Source organism: Streptomyces sp. NPDC051776, assembly GCF_040681345.1.
In the GTDB taxonomy this organism is placed as follows: domain Bacteria; phylum Actinomycetota; class Actinomycetes; order Streptomycetales; family Streptomycetaceae; genus Streptomyces.
This window is the reverse complement of sequence record NZ_JBFAYQ010000017.1, coordinates 14,735-32,468: the sequence shown is the minus strand read 5'-3', so window position 1 is coordinate 32,468 and position 17,734 is coordinate 14,735. Positions and strand designations below refer to the sequence as shown.

19 protein-coding genes and 1 tRNA gene are annotated in these 17,734 nt (G+C 70.7%); 12 read left to right on the top strand and 8 right to left on the bottom strand.

The window, feature by feature from the left end:
- Window positions 1-123 precede the first annotated feature (123 nt).
- Together AB0M26_RS15735 and AB0M26_RS15730 are read left to right on the top strand one after the other, a co-directional pair.
- Entirely contained in the window at window positions 124-429 is a 306-nt protein-coding gene (locus AB0M26_RS15735) for a MoaD/ThiS family protein (protein ID WP_365260577.1), read from the top strand.
- Window positions 429-1,379: a cysteine synthase gene (locus AB0M26_RS15730; protein WP_365260574.1), complete on the top strand. Its 951-nt coding sequence runs from the start codon at window positions 429-431 to the stop codon at window positions 1,377-1,379. The genes AB0M26_RS15735 and AB0M26_RS15730 overlap by 1 nt, the downstream gene beginning before the upstream one ends.
- A 380-nt stretch (window positions 1,380-1,759) precedes the next feature.
- On the opposite strand, the gene snpA is transcribed toward AB0M26_RS15730, so the two are convergent.
- Entirely contained in the window at window positions 1,760-2,431 is a 672-nt protein-coding gene (snpA, locus tag AB0M26_RS15725) for a snapalysin (protein ID WP_365260571.1), read from the bottom strand.
- Between the two features lie 283 nt (window positions 2,432-2,714).
- Here snpA and AB0M26_RS15720 point away from each other — a divergent pair, with 283 nt between their 5' ends.
- Complete coding sequence (locus AB0M26_RS15720) at window positions 2,715-3,752, top strand: LysR family transcriptional regulator (RefSeq protein WP_365260569.1); 1,038 nt, start codon at window positions 2,715-2,717, stop codon at window positions 3,750-3,752.
- A gap of 122 nt (window positions 3,753-3,874) precedes the next feature.
- Here the strand turns inward: AB0M26_RS15720 and AB0M26_RS15715 are convergent, their stop codons facing one another.
- Window positions 3,875-4,426: a type II toxin-antitoxin system PemK/MazF family toxin gene (locus AB0M26_RS15715; RefSeq protein WP_365260566.1), complete on the bottom strand. Its 552-nt coding sequence runs from the start codon at window positions 4,424-4,426 to the stop codon at window positions 3,875-3,877.
- Window positions 4,427-4,646: 220 nt separating this feature from the next.
- Between AB0M26_RS15715 and AB0M26_RS15710 the strand changes: the two genes are divergently transcribed.
- Window positions 4,647-5,399, top strand: a complete 753-nt coding sequence (locus tag AB0M26_RS15710; protein WP_365260563.1) for an MBL fold metallo-hydrolase — start codon at window positions 4,647-4,649, stop codon at window positions 5,397-5,399.
- 119 nt (window positions 5,400-5,518) lie between these two features.
- Here the strand turns inward: AB0M26_RS15710 and AB0M26_RS15705 are convergent, their stop codons facing one another.
- Window positions 5,519-6,343 carry a hypothetical protein gene (locus tag AB0M26_RS15705; RefSeq protein WP_365260560.1) on the bottom strand — a complete coding sequence of 275 codons (825 nt, stop codon included), beginning with the start codon at window positions 6,341-6,343 and terminating at the stop codon, window positions 5,519-5,521.
- Between the two features lie 74 nt (window positions 6,344-6,417).
- On the opposite strand from AB0M26_RS15705, the gene lysX reads away from it, so the two are divergent.
- Window positions 6,418-9,771: a bifunctional lysylphosphatidylglycerol synthetase/lysine--tRNA ligase LysX gene (gene lysX / locus AB0M26_RS15700; protein WP_365260557.1), complete on the top strand. Its 3,354-nt coding sequence runs from the start codon at window positions 6,418-6,420 to the stop codon at window positions 9,769-9,771.
- Window positions 9,772-9,896: 125 nt separating this feature from the next.
- Here the strand turns inward: lysX and AB0M26_RS15695 are convergent, their stop codons facing one another.
- The gene (locus AB0M26_RS15695; protein WP_365260554.1) at window positions 9,897-11,201 is read right to left on the bottom strand and encodes a PTS transporter subunit EIIC; all 1,305 of its coding nucleotides are present in this window, start codon (window positions 11,199-11,201) and stop codon (window positions 9,897-9,899) included.
- A gap of 450 nt (window positions 11,202-11,651) precedes the next feature.
- Between AB0M26_RS15695 and AB0M26_RS15690 the strand changes: the two genes are divergently transcribed.
- The 4 genes from AB0M26_RS15690 (at window position 11,652) to rdgB (ending at window position 14,312) form a co-directional block, all read left to right on the top strand.
- On the top strand, window positions 11,652-11,927 hold the full coding sequence (locus AB0M26_RS15690) for a PTS glucose/sucrose transporter subunit IIB (protein ID WP_365260772.1): 276 nt from the start codon (window positions 11,652-11,654) through the stop codon (window positions 11,925-11,927).
- Window positions 11,928-12,073: 146 nt separating this feature from the next.
- Window positions 12,074-12,805, top strand: coding sequence for a ribonuclease PH (gene rph, locus AB0M26_RS15685; RefSeq protein ID WP_365260551.1), 732 nt, complete (start codon window positions 12,074-12,076; stop codon window positions 12,803-12,805).
- 418 nt (window positions 12,806-13,223) lie between these two features.
- The gene (locus AB0M26_RS15680) at window positions 13,224-13,610 is read left to right on the top strand and encodes a hypothetical protein (RefSeq protein ID WP_365260548.1); all 387 of its coding nucleotides are present in this window, start codon (window positions 13,224-13,226) and stop codon (window positions 13,608-13,610) included.
- 99 nt (window positions 13,611-13,709) lie between these two features.
- The gene (gene rdgB, locus AB0M26_RS15675) at window positions 13,710-14,312 is read left to right on the top strand and encodes an RdgB/HAM1 family non-canonical purine NTP pyrophosphatase (protein WP_365260545.1); all 603 of its coding nucleotides are present in this window, start codon (window positions 13,710-13,712) and stop codon (window positions 14,310-14,312) included.
- 59 nt (window positions 14,313-14,371) lie between these two features.
- Here the strand turns inward: rdgB and AB0M26_RS15670 are convergent.
- From AB0M26_RS15670 to bcp, 4 genes are all read right to left on the bottom strand, one after another.
- A tRNA-Leu gene (locus AB0M26_RS15670) sits at window positions 14,372-14,455 on the bottom strand.
- A gap of 47 nt (window positions 14,456-14,502) precedes the next feature.
- Window positions 14,503-15,174, bottom strand: coding sequence for an HNH endonuclease (locus AB0M26_RS15665; protein ID WP_365260542.1), 672 nt, complete (start codon window positions 15,172-15,174; stop codon window positions 14,503-14,505).
- Complete coding sequence (locus AB0M26_RS15660; protein ID WP_365260539.1) at window positions 15,171-15,842, bottom strand: HNH endonuclease; 672 nt, start codon at window positions 15,840-15,842, stop codon at window positions 15,171-15,173. The genes AB0M26_RS15665 and AB0M26_RS15660 overlap by 4 nt, the downstream gene beginning before the upstream one ends.
- 152 nt (window positions 15,843-15,994) lie before the next feature.
- Window positions 15,995-16,462 (bottom strand): thioredoxin-dependent thiol peroxidase, encoded by a 468-nt coding sequence (bcp, locus tag AB0M26_RS15655; RefSeq protein WP_365260536.1) that lies wholly within the window; start codon window positions 16,460-16,462, stop codon window positions 15,995-15,997.
- A gap of 134 nt (window positions 16,463-16,596) precedes the next feature.
- Between bcp and AB0M26_RS15650 the strand changes: the two genes are divergently transcribed.
- The 3 genes from AB0M26_RS15650 (at window position 16,597) to AB0M26_RS15640 (ending at window position 17,694) form a co-directional block, all read left to right on the top strand.
- Window positions 16,597-16,917, top strand: a complete 321-nt coding sequence (locus AB0M26_RS15650) for a DUF3618 domain-containing protein (RefSeq protein WP_365260533.1) — start codon at window positions 16,597-16,599, stop codon at window positions 16,915-16,917.
- A 47-nt stretch (window positions 16,918-16,964) separates the two neighbouring features.
- Window positions 16,965-17,306, top strand: coding sequence for a co-chaperone GroES (locus tag AB0M26_RS15645; protein WP_360849218.1), 342 nt, complete (start codon window positions 16,965-16,967; stop codon window positions 17,304-17,306).
- Window positions 17,307-17,526: 220 nt separating this feature from the next.
- Window positions 17,527-17,694 carry a hypothetical protein gene (locus tag AB0M26_RS15640; RefSeq protein WP_365260530.1) on the top strand — a complete coding sequence of 56 codons (168 nt, stop codon included), beginning with the start codon at window positions 17,527-17,529 and terminating at the stop codon, window positions 17,692-17,694.
- Window positions 17,695-17,734: the final 40 nt, after the last annotated feature.

The window sequence follows — 17,734 nt, the reverse complement described above, 5'->3', positions numbered from 1 at the left end:
CCGCGTAAGGGCCGCCGGGCACGCACCGCTTCGCAAGCCGCACCATTCCGCACCTCCCTCCCGCCGCCGGCGCAGGACGACGCCGCGCGCCGCCTTCGCCTCATCCCGACAGGAGCCCACACCATGGCCATCGAGGTCCGCATCCCGACCATCCTCCGTACCTACACCGACGGCCAGAAGGCGGTCGAGGGCAGCGGCGCCACCATCGATGAGCTGTTCGCCGACCTGGAGTCCCGGCACGCCGGGATCCGCGAGCGCCTGGTCGACGGCGGGGAGCTGCGCCGCTTCGTCAACGTCTACCTCAACGACGAGGACGTGCGCTTCCTCGACGGGATCGGCACCGAGCTGACCGACGGCGACAACGTCACCATCCTGCCGGCCGTCGCGGGCGGCTCCGCGGCGTACACCGGCTCCGCGGGACGGCACTGATGCGGTACGACTCCCCTCTGGCAGCGGTCGGCAACACCCCGCTCGTCCGCCTGCCGAGGCTGTCCCCGTCCGAGCACGTACGGATCTGGGCCAAGCTGGAGGACCGCAACCCCACGGGCTCGGTCAAGGACCGGCCCGCGCTCCACATGATCGAGCAGGCGGAGAAGGACGGCAGGCTGACCGCAGGCTGCACCATCCTCGAACCCACGTCCGGCAACACGGGCATCTCGCTGGCGATGGCGGCAAAGCTCAAGGGCTACCGCATCATCTGCGTCATGCCCGAGAACACCTCGGACGAGCGGCGGCAACTGCTCGCCATGTGGGGCGCCGAGATCATCTCCTCCCCGGCGGCAGGGGGCTCCAACACGGCTGTACGGGTCGCCAAGGAACTGGCGGCCGAGCACCCGGACTGGGTGATGCTCTACCAGTACGGCAACCCGGACAACGCGGCCGCCCACTACGCGACCACCGGACCGGAGATCCTCGGCGACCTGCCCTCGATCACGCACTTCGTCGCCGGCCTGGGCACGACCGGCACCCTGATGGGCGTCGGCCGCTACCTGCGCGAGCACAAGCCGGACATCAGCATCGTCGCCGCCGAACCGCGCTACGACGACCTGGTCTACGGCCTCCGGAACCTCGACGAGGGATTCGTCCCCGAGCTCTACGACGAGTCGGTGCTCACGACCCGTTTCTCCGTCGGCTCCGAGGACGCGGTGCGCCGGACACGCGAACTCCTGCGGCAGGAGGGCATCTTCGCGGGTGTCTCCACGGGGGCGGCGCTGCACGCGGCGATCGGCGTGGGCCGCAAGGCCGTCAAGGCGGGAGAGCCCGCGGACATCGTGGTCGTCGTCGCGGACGGCGGCTGGAAGTACCTGTCGACGGGCATCTACACGGCCGAATCCACCGAAGCCGCGGTGGAGGCCCTCCAGGGCCAGCTCTGGGCCTGAAACCCTCTGGGGCGACAAGCCCGGCCCGGTCCCGTCGACCCCTCCGTTCCCGGCCCGGTCCCGTCGGCCCCTCCCTGCCCTGCCGGGCCCCGTCGGCCCCTCCCTGCCCTGCCGGGCCCCGTCGGCCCCTCCCTGCCCGGCCGGGCCCCGTCGGCCCCTCCGTGCCTTCCCCGGCCGCCGTCCGCGGCGACCCTGCCCCCTGCGGGCCGGGTGGCAACCGCCCCTGTGGGGGCGGGGCGGTGGCCACGTTCCGGCGTCGGTGACCGCTCGGGCCGAGCGGTCACCGCGGCAGGCTGTTCACCGCGGCAGGCTGTTCACCTCGGCGGGGTCTCGCCCGGCGAGCGCCGCCTCGGTGAGTGCTCGCCTCAGTGGGTGTTCCTTCAGCGAGCCTTCAGCAGCCCGGACTTGTTCAGACCCTTGAAGCCGTTGGCCCACAACTGGTCGACGCGGGCCGACTCGTTGGCGTCCGGTCGGTCGTTGGTGCAGGAGGGGCCGGGGCCGCCTCCGGACATCAGCTCCGAGCACGGGCCCTCGTAGTGGTCGGGCAGGCCCAGGACGTGCCCGGTCTCGTGGGAGGCGACGCGGTCGGAGTCGTACTCCTGGTTCTGCGCGTAGTCCAGGAAGATATAGCCGTGTCCGTGGCCGTCGGTGCTGGCGTACGAACCGCGGGGGTCGTTGCCCTCGCGGTAGGTGAAGTCGGCGTTGCCGCCCTCCTGCAACTGGACGTTGCCGACGGAGGAGTTCCAGACCGAAGCGCTGTTCGCGATCTCCGAAGCGAACGTCGGGGCCGCGCTCGCGTCGTACGTCACGGTGACCGCCGCGGCGCCGGTGGCCTTCTGCTTTGCCTTCGCCGACTTGATCACGGCTTCGAAGAACGCCCGCGTGTTGGCCCGGTCCGCGGCCGAGCCGGTATAGGCCGCGATCGACGCGGAGTGACGCTCGGCGGAGCGGGCGTCAGCCGTGGCATCGGCAGCCGACGCCGGCACCACGGCCATCGAGGCGAGCAGCCCGAGCCCGAGGGCCGTCGTCCCGAATATCTTGGAGCGATTCATGGGGGGAGTCTCCAATCCATTTCCGGACAGGGCGTGTTGCGTCGCCTGGGTGAGCGACAGGGGGCCCTCCGGAGAACATCTGGGTACCCAAAGTCTCGGGGCGTTTCCGGCCGTGCGGGATGATGCCAACTCCCGATAGCGTCAGCCAATCCCCCCTCATTTACTGCTGAATTGGCCATCCAACGAGACATACCGCCTGATCGCAGAATCATGGGGGCAATACCTGATTTCGCAGCCTTTGTAGGGCTGGCCGGGAGAGCTGAAACGCCGTTATTCTCCGGTCGTGGAGCTCGATGTGAGGCACCTGCGAGCACTGTGCGCGATTGCCGATGCCGGCAGCGTGCGCAAGGCCGCGGTGCAGTTGGGCATGACACAGCCCTCTCTGACGACACAGCTCCGCCGCATCGAGAAGGCCGTCGGCGGCACGCTGTTCACCCGCGAGCGGACCGGCAGCAGGCCGACGCCGCTGGGGCGTTCCGTACTGTCACGAGCCCGCCCCATCGTCGCCGAGATGAGCGCGCTGATGAGCGCCGCCCAGGACGCGGCGGTCGGCACCGGGGCCTCGCGCCTGCGCATCGGAAGTACCGCCAGCCGGGCGGTCGTCGGCTGGCTCCGCCGGGTACGCGACCGGCTCCCGGAGACGGACACCACGATCCACATAGAGGTGTCGTCCAACGCCCTGCTGGAGATGCTCGCCACGAATCAGCTCGACGTCGCGTTCGTCCACGAGCCCGAGTTCTTCCCTCTCCGCGTGCCCGCCGGCCTCGACCAGCGCGTCGTGGTGGAACGCGAGCCGCAGTTCGTCGCCGTGTCCACGGACCACCCGCGGGCGGGCCGCTCCTCGGTACGGCTGGCCGACCTCGTCACGGACAGCTGGATCGTCGATCCGGCAGCCGACGACGAATACGCCGCCCTGCGCCGCGCCTTCGCGGTCCTGGGATGCGAGCCGCGCACCGTCGCGGTACGGGACATCACCACGGCCGCGGACCTGGTGGCGGCGGGCGAGACCGTGAGTCCGTGCCAGCCGACCTCGCGCACCCGCGCGGGCATGACGATCCTGCCGCTCGCCGACGACCCTCTGGCCGTACGCCTGTTGCTGATCGCCCGGCCGGGCGCCGCCGCCGTCACCGACGTCGCGATGCTCCACCGCGAGCTGGAGCAGGCATACATCGAGGCGGCCTGGGCGAGCCCCGCCTACCGGCAGTGGCTCATGCGCCACAACAGCCCGCTGCTGCACGGCGCCGGTGACCCCGCGCCGCCGCGGCCGCCGCTGGCGACCCTCCAACTCCCGTCCCAGTCCCGCGTGGCGCGCGGCTCCTGACTCCGGCCCGCCCTCGCGCGCTGCCGGTGTGCGCACTCCGCGGGCGCACCGGCGCCGGTGCGCCCACCCGTATGTGACCCCTGCCTCCGTGCCCCCGGGCGCTCGGCCCCGGGCGGCCCGTGTCAGCGCGAGAGGTGCCGTACGCGCGCCCACACCTTCCGGTCCACCGCTCCCACGTGGCGCCGGAACTCCCCGACCCGTACCTCCCGCAGCTCCTCCGTCTCCAGATAGCTGCGGCGTCCGGCCGCGTCCCCGACCGCCCCGTCGGGCAGGGCGATCACCCCGGCACGGCCCTCCCGCTCACGGCTGGTGATCTTCACGACCAGCGCGCTCTCCCCGCGCAGGGCCAGCACCAGGCACGGCCGGTCCTTCGACCCCGGCCCGTCCTCGTACGGCACGTCCGCCCACCAGATCTCGCCCGGCCGCGGGCGCCTCCCCGCCGGGCGCTTCCCCGGCCCCCGGCGGCCCGGCCGTGCCGCCGGCCTGCGATCCCCGCGGCCCCGCGGCCGGCCGCCGCCCGGACCGGGCCGGGCACCGCCCGCCCCGCGCGGCCTGCCCCCGCCCGGACGCCGCCGCGGCCCGCGGTCGCTCCGTCCCCACCCGTCCACCAGCGACGCGATCAGCGCCACCACCACGACCACCGCGCCCAGCGCCCACCACCACGTCGTGTTCACGCCCAGCACCGTACCTTCGAAACACAGAGCGGCAGCGCCCCCCGTACCGGTGAAGCCATGGGTGAGTTCCCCCACAACACCACTCCGTGGAGGGGCGACCATCCATTTCGCGCCTTACGCTCGACGGACCGCAAGCGCTCACCCCTTCCCACAGCACGCCCCCCGGACCGTCCCCCCGGGTCTCTCGAGACGGGGACCCAGCCTCGGAGGTTTCTGCTTGATGAAGCTCACCGTCGTCGGCTGCTCGGGGTCGTTCCCGTCCGCGGACTCGGCCTGTTCGAGCTACCTCGTCGAAGCCGACGGCTTCCGGCTGCTCCTCGACATGGGCAACGGAGCCCTCGGCGAGCTGCAGCGCCACTGCGGTCTCTACGATCTCGACGCCGTGATCCTCAGCCATCTGCACGCGGATCACTGCATCGACATGTGCGGGTACTTCGTCGCGCGCTACTACCGCCACGACGGCGGCCGCCCGGAGGCCCTCCCGGTCTACGGTCCGGACGGCACCGAGCAGCGGTTGACCACCGCGTACGACGACGTTCCGTCCGAGAAGTCGATGAGCGAGGTCTTCGACTTCCGCACCCTCGAGCCCGGAGAGTTCAGGCTCGGCCCCTTCACCGTCCGCACGGACCGCCTGTGCCACCCCGTCGAGGCGTTCGGCTTCCGGATCGAGCACGCGGGCCGCGTCCTGACCTACTCGGGGGACACCGGCCCCTGCGCGGCCCTCGACCGGCTCGCCGAGGGCGCCGACCTCTACCTGTGCGAGGCGTCCTTCACGCACGGCAAGGAGGACGTACCCGAACTTCACCTCAACGGACGGCAGGCGGGGGAGTCCGCGGCAGCGGCAGGCGTCAAGCGGATGGTGCTGACCCACATCCCGCCGTGGACCGACCCCGAGGTCAATCTGCGGGACGCCCGCGAGGTCTTCGACGGGCCGGTGGAGCTGGCCCGGGCCGCCGCGGTCTACGAGATCTAGGGCCGCGCGCCGTACCGCACCCGGTGCGCGCTCCCCGTACGCCCTCCCCGTACGCCCTCCCTTACGCCGACCGTCCCCACGCCCGCCCAGTGCCCGGCCCGGCTCCCCGCGCGGGGCTCTCAGTCGCGGTCGTCCCGGTGGGTGGCGCGGTGCTGCAGCTCGTGCCACAGGTCCGGCAGGTCGTGCCTGCCGGACATGAACTCCTGGAACTTGATCTTCGCCGTGATCACCGGGTGCCGCCAGCGCTGATCACGCCGAGCCGCCCGCGCCAGCCGCTTCGGCTTGTCGCGGTAGCGCCACCGGGCCCACGGAGCGTCCGGGCGGCTCAGCCTGATCGCCCCGATGACCAGCAGAGGCAGGAAGAACAGGCCCAGCAGCCCCGTCCACACCTTCCCCTTGAGCAGGGTGATCACAGCGAGGACCAGAGCCAGCAGCACCACCCCGACCAGCAGCAGCGCATTGCCGGGAGTCGGGTCGGACTGATATCCCGACCAGTCGATCACCGCGACCGGACGGAAACCGAGCAGCACCAGACCGCACAGGGCGATGGCCACGAAGACCGCGTCGACGGACGTACGCCCCGCCTCCGTCCAGTAGACGTCCCGCAGATGCAGGATCAGCGCGAACTCGTCCAGTACCAGCGCCGCACCCACCCCGAAAACCCCGGCGAGAACGGACTTCACCGTGACCGACGGGTCGGAGACCACGATCAGTGACGCGCCGCTGACCAGCATGAAGACCACACCGAACACCACATGGTGGATGTGCAGCCCGCCGGGCCGCACATTCCCCGGCCACCAGCGCACCTCCGCCCGGATCATGCGCACGCTGAGGCGGATGAAGGCGAATCCGGCGATGAAGGAGCAGAGGAAGACGAAGAGCGGGAGCAGCCCCGCACCCACGACCTCCCGGTGAAACCAGCCGCCCTGCGCCAACGTCACCACACCGAAACGCTAGCCGACCTCCGGCTCGGAATCCCCGGCGAGCGGCCCGCGAGCAGCCTCCTTACCCTGGCCGCATGGGCGTCATCGGCGAGACGAGCCGGAAAGCCGCTCCGGCCGGGGGACCCCGGCCCGACGACGAACCCGCCAGGCCCCGGGACCGCTTCCTCCACCGGGTTCCCGGCGGATTCGGCGCCTTCTTCGGCGGCCTCGCCCTCTACTGCGCCATCACGGCCGTCATCCCGCCCCTGCGGGGCGCACTGGCCCCGGTGACCCGGTTCCTGGAGTTCCTCACCGTCCCGGTCAGCGCCAACCTCGCCTACGCCGCTTTCCTGTTCCTTCTCGCCGCCGCCATCGCCTCCCGCAAGAAGATCGCCCGGCGCCTGGTCATCGCGTACCTGGCGCTGGTGATCCTGGCCGACGCCGTCGCGATGGCCACCGGCGCATGGGACGCCGTCCCCTCCTTCCTGGTGTGCGCCGCCGCGATGGGGCTGCTGGGCGTGGCCCGCCGCGAGTTCTACGCCGACACCCGCGGCGGCGCGCTCTGGCGTGCCCTGCTCGTCCTCGTCGTCGGCCTGGCCGTGGCCGTCCTCGTCGGCTGGGCCCTGGTCGAGGCGTTCCCGGGCAGCCTGCCCCGCGGCCAGGCCTTCCCGTGGGCGGCCAACCGCGTCCTGGGCGGACTCGTGCCCGCCTCCGAGTTCGACGGCCGCCCCGCCCGCTGGCACTACGTCCTGCAGGGGCTGCTCGGCGCCGTCGCACTGCTCTCCGCCGCCGCGACCCTCTTCCGCTCCCAGCGCCTGGAAGCCGCCCTGCACGGCGACGAGGAACCCCGTATCCGCGCCCTCCTCGGCGCCTACGGCGACCAGGACTCACTCGGCTACTTCGCCACCCGCCGCGACAAGGCCGTCGTCTTCTCGCCCAGCGGCAAAGCCGCCGTCACCTACCGCGTCGAAGCCGGAGTCTGCCTGGCCAGCGGCGACCCCGTCGGCGACCCCGGCGCCTGGGACCCCGCCATCGAGAAGTGGACCCGGCTCGCCCGCCGCTACGCCTGGACACCCGCCGTCATGGGCGCGAGCGAGGAGGGCGCCAGGGCGTACGGGCGAGCCGGGCTGAGCGCCCTTCAACTCGGCGACGAGGCCGTGCTCGGCGTCGCGGAATTCGACCTCGCCGGCCGCGACATGCGCGTGACCCGGCAGGCCGTCACCCGCGTACGGCGCCAGGGTGTCACCACCCGCATCCGCCGCCACTCCGCCCTGACCGACGAGGAGATGAGGGAGGTCGTGGAGCGGGCCGACGCCTGGCGCGACACCGAGACCGAGCGCGGCTTCTCGATGGCGCTCGGCCGCCTGGGGGACCCCGCCGACCCCGACTGCCTGATGGTCGAGGCGTTCGACGCGGACGGGACAATGGTGGCGCTGCTGTCCTTCGTGCCCTGGGGGCGGCAGGGCGTCTCCCTGGACGTGATGCGCCGCGACCGCAGGGCGCCCAACGGTGTCACGGAGTTCATGGTCGCCGAACTGTGTGCCCAGGCAGGGCGGCTGGGTGTGCGCCGCATCTCCCTCAACTTCGCCGTCTTCCGCGCCGCGTTCGAGGAAGGCGCGCGGATCGGCGCGGGCCCGGTGCTGCGCGCCTGGCGCCGGCTGCTGCTGTTCTTCTCCAAGTGGTGGCAGCTGGAAGCCCTGTATCGCTCGAACGTCAAGTACCAGCCCGCCTGGTACCCGCGGTTCCTCTGCTACGCCGACGCCGGCTCCCTCGCCCGCATCGGCCTCGCCTCCGCCATCGCCGAGGGCTTCGTATCCGTCCCCAGCCTGCACGCCCTGTGGGGCAAGGGCCGGGCACGCGGCATCACCGCCCCCGCCAGCACCGCCGGACTGCCCTCCCTCGGCGAACTCGGCCTGGCCGGGCCGACGGAGGGCCGCGAGGGCGAGCGGGCCGACCCCCTGGCAGGGCTGCCCGAGCAGGTCCGCGTACGGCGGCGGAAGCTGGACCGGCTGCGCGCCGACGGCGTGGACCCCTACCCCGTCGACGCCGCACCCCGTACCCACACCCTCGCGCAGATCCGCGCCGCGCACCGAGGCCTGGCAACTGGAGCCCGCACAGGCCAACGGGCCACCGTCGCCGGGCGGTTGCTGCTCGTACGCGACTTCGGCGGCGTCGTCTTCGCCGTGCTCCGCGACTGGTCGGGCGACCTCCAACTGGTTCTCAGCCGCGACCGTACGGACCCGGACGTGCTGAGGCGGTTCACCGCCGACACCGACCTCGGCGACCACCTCACCGCCAGTGGCGAGATCGCCGCAAGCGACCGCGGCGAGCTCTCGCTGTTCGTCACCTCCTGGCAGCTCACCGCCAAGTGCCTCCACCCGCTGCCCGAGAAGCGCCGCGGCCTCGCCGACCCCGAGGCCCGCGTCCGGCAGCGCTACGTCGACCTGGTGGTGCGCCCGGAGGCGCGCGACGTCGTACGGGCGCGCAGCGCCGCCGTCCAGGCGCTGCGCCAGGGCCTGCTCGACCGCGGATACCTGGAGGTCGAGACCCCGATGCTCCAGCAGATCCACGGAGGCGCCAACGCCCGTCCGTTCACGACCCACATCAACGCCTACGACCTGGATCTGTACCTGAGGATCGCCCCCGAGCTGTATCTGAAGCGGCTGTGCGTCGGCGGCATGGAGAGGGTCTTCGAACTGGGCCGCAACTTCCGCAACGAGGGCATCTCGTACAAGCACAACCCGGAGTTCACGTCCTTGGAGGCGTACCAGGCGTTCGCCGACTACGACGTGATGCTCGACCTCACCCGCGAACTGATCCAGGCCGCGGCCGAGGCGGCGCACGGGGCGCAGGTGGTGCGCACGACGGACGCCGACGGCACGGTGACCGAGCACGACATCTCCGGCCCGTGGCTCGTCAAGTCCGTTTACGGCGCGGTCTCCGGGGCGCTGGGAGAGGAGGTCGACGCCGACACCGGCATGGAGGAGCTGCTGACGCTGTGCGACGGGGCCGGCGTCCCGCACATCCCCGAGGACACCCGGGGCGACGTGGTGCTGGAGATGTACGAGCGCCTGGTGGAGGAGCGCACCGGACTGCCCACGTTCTACAAGGACTTCCCCACCGAGGTCTCGCCGCTCACCCGCAGGCACCGCAAGGACCCGCGGCTCGCCGAGCGCTGGGACCTCGTCGCCTTCGGCACCGAACTGGGCACCGCCTACTCCGAGTTGATCGACCCCGTGGAGCAGAGACGCCGCCTCACCGCGCAGTCCTTGCTGGCGGTGGGCGGCGATCCCGAGGCGATGGAGCTCGACGAGGACTTCCTGACGGCGCTGGAGTACGCGATGCCTCCGACGGGCGGGCTCGGCCTGGGCGTGGACCGCCTGGTGATGTTCCTCACCGGGCTGACGATCCGCGAGACGCTGCCCTTCCCGCTCGTACGGCGGCACTGACCGGCACTTCCCGCTCGTACTGCAGCAGCGACGGCCGCCGGCGCCGAGGCGCCCGCACTGACGGCCGCGCTGCCGACCGCGCTGTCGGCCGCCCGCGCCGACGGCTCGGCACCGACGCGGAGCCCTCAGACCTTGGTGGCGTCCTCGACCTCCTCCTCCGGCTCCCGGCCCGGCGTGGCCAGGTCGAACCGGGTGATCGCGTACCGGAAGATCGCGTAGTAGATCGCCGCGAAGACCAGACCGATCGGGATGATCTTCCACGGGTCGGTGGCCAGGTTCCAGTTGAGCAGATAGTCGATGGCACCGGCCGAGAAGGTGAAACCCGCATGCACGCCGAAGGCCCAGGTGATCGCCATCGACACCGCCGTCAGCACCGCATGGATCGCGTACAGCACCGGCGCGATGAACAGGAACGAGAACTCGATCGGCTCCGTCACGCCCGTGACGAACGAGGTGAGCGCGAGCGAGATCATCATGCCGAGGACCGCCTTGCGGCGCTCGGGACGGGCGCTGCGCGCGATGGCGAGCGCCGCGGCCGGAAGACCGAACATCATGATCGGGAAGAAGCCGGACATGTACTGGCCGGCGCTCGGGTCGCCCGCGAAGAAGCGGTTGAGGTCGCCGTGGACGACCTGGCCCCCGGCATTGGTGAAGTCACCGAGCTGGAACCAGGACACGGTGTTCACGAACTGGTGCATCCCGATCGGGATCAGCGCCCGGTTGATCAGACCGAACACACCCGCACCCGCGGCGCCCAGCCCGGTCATCCACTCGCCGAAGGCCGTGATGGCGTCCCCGATCGGCTGCCATCCCAGGACGACCAGAACACCCATCGCCGTACCGGTGAACGCCATGATGATCGGGACCAGCCGGCGGCCGTTGAAGAAGCCCAGCCAGTCCACCAGCTTGGTGCGGTGGAAGCGCTGCCAGAGGACCGCTGTCAGCAGACCCATGACGATCCCGCCAAGGACCCCCGGGTTCTGGTACGTCGCCGCGGTGACCTCGGAGCCCTTTTGCCAGGCACCGCTGAGGAAGCTGGTCTGCACGAAGGTGGCACCGTCCGAGCCGGGCACCGGGAACTGGTGGATCACCGAGTAGTAGACGAGGAATCCGGCCACCGCCGCCAGTGCCGTCGAGCCGTCCGCCTTCTTCGCGAAGCCGATCGCGACACCGATGCAGAACAGCAGCGGCAGAGCGAGCGAGGAGTCCAGCAGTGCGCTGCCCGCGCCCGCGAAGACCTTGGCCATGTTGTCCCAGCCCAGGCCCTCGGCGCCGAACACGTCCGGCTGGCCGAGGCGGAGCAGGATCCCGGCGGCCGGGAGGACGGCAATGGGGAGTTGCAGGCTGCGGCCGACCTTCTGCAGACCCTGGAAAAGGCCGGAGCCGCGCTTCTTCGCGGGCGCCGCGGCGTTCGCGGTCGACGTACTCATGGGGATTCCTTCGGGGGCGCATGAGGGCCTTTGACCGGCCCGGGGACGGTGGCCTGTACTGAGTGGTCCACCCGCGGTCAAACCACATGGTCTACACCACTCAGTGGTGTAGACCATGTTCTAGCACGGGCGGGGCGGGATGAGGAACCCGCGCTTCCCGGCGATTTCATGATCCCGGCCAACGCTTCATGAACCCCTTCTGAAGCCCCGCAAAGAGACTCGAAAGCCGCGCCGTTCCCGTCAGCTGCTCTCCTGCGGCGGCGCTGTCGCTGCTCATCGGACCTCCCGGAGCCCCACGGGTTTGGCCGGGGCGGGCAAACTGGTGTAGACCAGTTTGGGCGCGGCGGGCACCACCCATGCGCGGGCACGGACCAGTGGTCGTCATCATGCGTCAGATGGCGGACATATGCCCGCGAAGGTGCTCCGAACGTGCTCTACGGTGAAAAACGGTTGGGCGGCGAAACCGAAGCCCCGAACACGCAGGAGTGCGCTATGGCCACCAAGGCTGAGAAAATCGTCGCCGGACTCGGCGGAATCGAGAACATCGTCGAGGTCGAAGGCTGCATCACCCGACTCCGCGCCGAGGTCGAGGACTCCGGCCTCGTCGACGACGTCGCCCTCAAGGCCGCGGGCGCACACGGCGTCGTGAAGATGGGCACCGCCATCCAGGTCGTCATCGGCACCGACGCCGACCCCGTCGCCGCCGACATCGAAGACATGATGTGAACCGCATCGACGACATGGTGTGAGCCGCACGCATCGACGACATGAGCTGAACCGCCGACATGACGCGAGCCGCCCCTCTCGCGAGCCCAGGGCCCCGTATCCCCACCGGAAACGGGGCCCTCGGCACAGCAGATAGGGTCACCCCCATGTCTCGTATCGACGGTCGGACCCCCGATCAGCTTCGCCCTGTCACCATCGAGCGCGGATGGAGCAAGCACGCCGAGGGCTCGGTCCTCGTCACCTTCGGCGACACCAAGGTCCTGTGCACCGCCAGCGTCACCGAAGGCGTACCGCGCTGGCGCAAGGGCAGCGGCGAAGGCTGGGTCACCGCCGAGTACGCGATGCTGCCCCGCTCCACCAACACCCGCGGCGACCGCGAATCCGTACGAGGCAAGATCGGCGGCCGCACCCACGAGATCTCCCGGCTCATCGGCCGCTCACTGCGCGCCGTCATCGACTACAAGGCCCTCGGCGAGAACACCATCGTCCTCGACTGCGACGTCCTCCAAGCCGACGGCGGCACCCGCACCGCCGCCATCACCGGCGCCTACGTCGCCCTCGCCGACGCCATCGGCTGGGCCCAGTCCAAGAAGCTCATCAGGCACGGCCGCAAGCCCCTCGCCGGCACCGTCTCCGCCGTCAGCGTCGGCATCGTCGACGGCGTCCCCCTCCTCGACCTCCGCTACGAGGAAGACGTACGCGCAGAGACCGACATGAACGTCGTCTGCACCGGCGACGGCCGCTTCGTCGAAGTCCAGGGCACCGCCGAAGGCGCACCCTTCGCCCGCGAGGAACTCGGCTCTCTGCTCGACCTCGCCGTCGCGGGATGCGCCCAGCTCGACTCCGCCCAGCGCGAAGCCCTCGCCCGGCCGCTCTAGCGGACCCCGCGGGGCCACCGGGCGGTGCGGGGGGCGCGGGGGGACACCGGCCGGATACCGTCCGATGCTGCGGCGCGGGACGCCGATGTGGCATGGGACTCCGATGTGGCGGGCGCGGGGACACCGGCTGACGCTGTGGCGCGGGACGCCGATATTGCGGGCGCGGGGCCACCGGGCGGTGCGGCGGCGCGGGGGCCACCGGCCGGCACTGCAGAACGGGGCACCCATTGCGGCCGCGGGACAGCAGCGGGAGCTCCCCGAACTCCGGCCACGGCCCGCACCCACCGGGCCTACCCCCTCCCATGCAACCGATCCCGCGTATCAGGCGTACTTATCTGTACGGGCGCACGAGAGACGTGCGTCCGTACGCTGAGCAGTCCGGCCCACCCGCCGGCACAACCAGGGAGGACCCGCCCCAATGGCCCACCGCCGCCGCATGACCGTCATCGCCGCACTGGCCGCCGTAGCCGTCGTCGTACCGGTCACGACCGCATGCAGCGCCGTCGAGAAGGCCCTGGACTGCGCCCAGACCGCCGACGCCATCCTCACCAGCGTCGAGGATCTCCAGCAGGCCGCCTCCTCCGCCGCCGACAACCCGGCCGAGGCCGAGCGGGCCCTGGACCGCATCGACAAGAACCTCGACGACATCAGCGACAAGACCGACAACGCCGATGTCAGCAAGGCCGTTGACGAACTGAACGCCTCCGTGAAGGACGTCCGCAAATCCATCGAGCAGGGCAAGACCCCCGACGTGACCCCGGTCACCAACGCCGCCAACGAGTTGACCAAGGTCTGCTCCTCCTGAGCGCTCCGCCCGGCACGGCCCGGCTGATCCCGTAGCGGCACGGGCCGTGCCACGAGGTCTCCGCCCTGCCGGGTGCACGAGAGACGGATAATCGGCACCATGCAGCGTCTGATCCTCGCCACCCGCAACGCCCACAAGGTGACCGAACTCCACGCCATCCTCACGGGCGCAGGCGTGTCGGTGGAACTCGTCGGAGCCGACGCGTACCCCGACATCCCCGACGTCCCCGAGACCGGCGTCACCTTCGCCGAGAACGCCCTTCTCAAGGCACACGCACTCGCCCGCGCCACCGGAATCCCGGCCATCGCCGATGACTCGGGCCTGTGCGTGGCCGTCCTCGGCGGCGCACCCGGCATCTTCTCCGCCCGCTGGGCGGGCCGGCACGGCGACGACAAGGCCAACCTCGATTTGCTCCTGGCCCAGCTCGCCGACATCGGCGACCAGCACCGCCAGGCACACTTCGCCTGCGCCGCGGCCCTGGCGCTCCCGGACGGCACCGAGCGCGTCGTAGAGGGCCGCCTGCACGGCACGCTCCGCCACACCCCCGCGGGAACCGGCGGCTTCGGCTACGACCCCATCCTCCAGCCGGAGGGTGAGACCCGTACGTGCGCGGAGATGGCTCCGGAGGAGAAGAACGCGATCAGCCACCGCGGCAAGGCCTTCCGCGCCCTGGCTCCGGTGATCCGCGATCTGATGGGGTGACCTTCGACGAAGGCCCACTCCGCAGCTGACGCGCAATGGGCCTTCGATTCCTCAGTATGTGCGGCCGGAGGGATTCGAACCCTCACGGGTGTTACCCCACTGGGATCTAAACCCAGCATGACTGCCAATTCCATCACGGCCGCTTGCGGTACAACATCGTAGCTGCCGGTGGACGCGACGGGCACGCGAGTCACGAGTGTGAGTCAGTCCGGGACTTCCCGCCTCTCCGGCACCAGGTATCCGTGATGGCGTGACAGTTCGGGCAGAGATAGCGAAGATTCTTCGCTCGGTTGTCACGCCAGTCGCCATTGATGTGGTCGATCTCCAGCACGATGAGACGGCCGTTCCACGACGTCCCGGTGTCGCAGGCGGAGCACCGTTCCGGAACACCGATCTCTCTCAGTGCCCGGCGCAGAACGGACGAGGACGTCCGGCGGTGGTCCGCCTGTACGACCAGAACCTGATCCGCGGGTCTGCGATCCCGTCCGGGCCTGTCCCGCTGATGGGCCTGCCCGAGAAAGTGACTGGTGTCGAGGCCGTCTTCGGCGATCCATTGGCTCACCCGACGTCGCATCCCGGTGTTGACAGGCCTGTTCAGCCGTCTGAGCGTGGCCGCAACGGAGACGGACACTCGGACCGCTTCTTCCAGCTCCGGCTTCGACGGTCGGGGCTCGATGCCGCGCGGTCCGTGCTGAGGAAAGTGGGAGATGTCGATCCCGAAGTGCTCGAACCGCCTGATGAGATGGCGCCGCAACTGGTGGTAGGGACGCGTACCGAAGAAGGCGATGACTTCGTCGATGTCCCGGCACACCGCTGCTGCTTCCACCAGCCGATCTCTTGTGTAGCGGGCCGGGAGGCTCATCGCGGCGCTCCTGTCGGCCGGGACCTCCACTTCGACTGACGGCCACGGTATGTGTCCGTGGCTGAGTGGCAGTTGGGGCAGAGAAGCCTGAGGTTGTCCTGCAGGTTGTTCCGCCAGTTCCCGTCGATGTGATCGACTTCAAGAGGTAGCGGGCGGCCCCGCCAGACGGGTTCGCAGCCGCATCCGGCGCACCGATGGGCAACGCCCCGCTCGATCAGGGCTTGCTTGAGTCGTGTTCCCGGTATGCGCCGGGCATCGGGCGCCCTCAGCACCACGAAGATCCCGGCCTTGGCCCGCTGCCGCCTTCCGTCCGGCGACCTGTCCTTGCCGCGCGTCGCGGTGAAATGCGATGTGTCGATGTCCAGTGACCGGATCCGGCGACTGATGTGGGTGTGCTGGCCCCCGACCACGTCGAGCCCCAAGAACCGCAGGACGTCGCACATGTTCGTCGAGGCGGCGACTGCCTCTTCCAGCACCTCCCGCGTCCAGCGCGCGCCCTCGCGTTCGAAGTGCGTCGTGTCCACGCCCAGCTTTCTCATGCGCTCGCGCACGTAACTCCGGGTCGGGCTCTGCGGATCCACGCCCAATTTGCGCAGTGCTTCCGACATCGTGCGTGACGATGCCACCGCCTCGGCCAGGCGTTCCTTCGTATACGGGCTCGTGGCCATCCCCTCGCCCCCCGTCCACGGTCGTGTGTTCGCCGTCTCGCACTGAGTAACGAAACGACCGTGCGGCGGTCACGCACGGGAAGCGGAACGGCTCGCGCCGTATTGGTGCGAGCCGTTGTTCCAGGGCGGGCTGGGGGCCGGAAGCGGGCGGGTCAGATGTCCAGGTCCTTGATCAGCTTCGCGACGTGGCCGGTGGCCTTCACGTTGTAGAGGGCGCGCTCGACCTTGCCCTGCTCGTCGACGATCACCGTGGAGCGGATCACGCCCGTCACGGTCTTCCCGTAGAGCTTCTTCTCGCCGAAGGCGCCGTACGCCGCGAGGGTCTCCTTCGACGGGTCGCCGACCAGCGTGACCTTGAGGTCTTCCTTCTCCCGGAACTTGGCCAGCTTCTCCGGCTTGTCCGGCGAGACGCCGATCACGTCGTAGCCGGCTCCTGCCAGCAGCTCCAGGTTGTCGGTGAAGTCGCAGGCCTGCTTCGTGCAGCCTGGCGTCATGGCGGCCGGGTAGAAGTAGACGATGACCTTGCGGCCGGCGTGGGCGGCGAGGGAGATCTCGTTGCCGTCGGCGTCGGGCAGGGTGAACGCGGGGGCGGTGTCGCCGGGCTGCAGTCGCTCGCTCATGGCTGAAGTTCTCCTCATCGCTCGTGCTGCTACCCGAGAGATTAGCCGCGGGGATGGGGGTGCCATGGGGCACGGTCCCCCACGAGCTGACAGACTGTCCATCACGGACAACCCAAGACGACGGAGGCAGCGCGGTGTCGGAAGCCAGGACCCCGGCGCAGATCGAGGCGGACATCGCCAGCAGGCGGCAGGCGCTCGCGGCGACGCTGGACGAGATCGCGGTGCGGGTGCACCCCAGGACGATCGTGGGCGACGCGAAGGCGAGGGCGGCCTCGGCGGTCGACCGTACCGCGGGCCGGGCGTACGTGGCCGTGAACCGTGCGGTGTCGGACGTCCGCGGGAAGCTGGTCTCCGACGACGGTTCGCCGCGGCTGGAGCGGATTGTTCCGGTGGCGCTCGCCGCCGTTGCCGTCGTGGGCCTGCTGGCCGCGTCCACGCGCCGTCGCCGCGGTTAGGACCCCTGCGCGCGCTTCCCCCGTCCCGGGGCAGGTACGGTCATGGCGTGAGCACGAACGCTACCCACGACAAACTGCCCATCCGGATGCTGCACGACCGGGTGCTCGTCCGCACGGACATCCCCGAGGGGGAGCGCCGTTCCAGCGGTGGCATCGTCATTCCGGCGACCGCGGCGGTCGGCCGCAGGCTCGCCTGGGCCGAGGTGGTCGCGGTCGGACAGAACGTACGGACCGTGGAGCCGGGGGACCGGGTTCTCTTCGACCCGGAGGACCGTGCCGAGGTCGAGGTCCGCGGGGTGGCGTACGTGTTGATGCGCGAGCGTGATCTGCATGCTGTGGCCGCCGAGCGGCTGGAGGGGTCCGACGATTCGACCGGGCTCTACCTCTGACATTCCCGTCACTCGAGTCACTCGACGATCGTTCGCACGCTTCCGGCTCTGGAGAAACCTTCCGCCTCCCCTTCCGGGACGGCTGGGGGGCGGACATCGGAATGCCGGAAGCCGGAAGCCGAAAGCCGGAATGGCGAAAGCCGGGATGCCGGAATGGCGAAAGGGCGCCTGCCGGAATGCGGCGAACCCGGGGCCGGGAGCCGCGGAGTTCCCGGCTCACGTGCCCGGGCCCGTCTTCGACGTGGCGTCGTCCACCCGAAGGGCCGCCCCCGCGGCGTCCGGTGCGTGCGATCGCAACGCGGACGAGGAGAGCGGCACTGCGTACGACGACGCCAACTCGGCGTGGGGGCCCAGCGGTGACTGGGGTGGTGGCACCTCCCAGCGCTAGCTGGGCGAGCCGGACGCCGCCGGGCAGACGGGACTCCGAA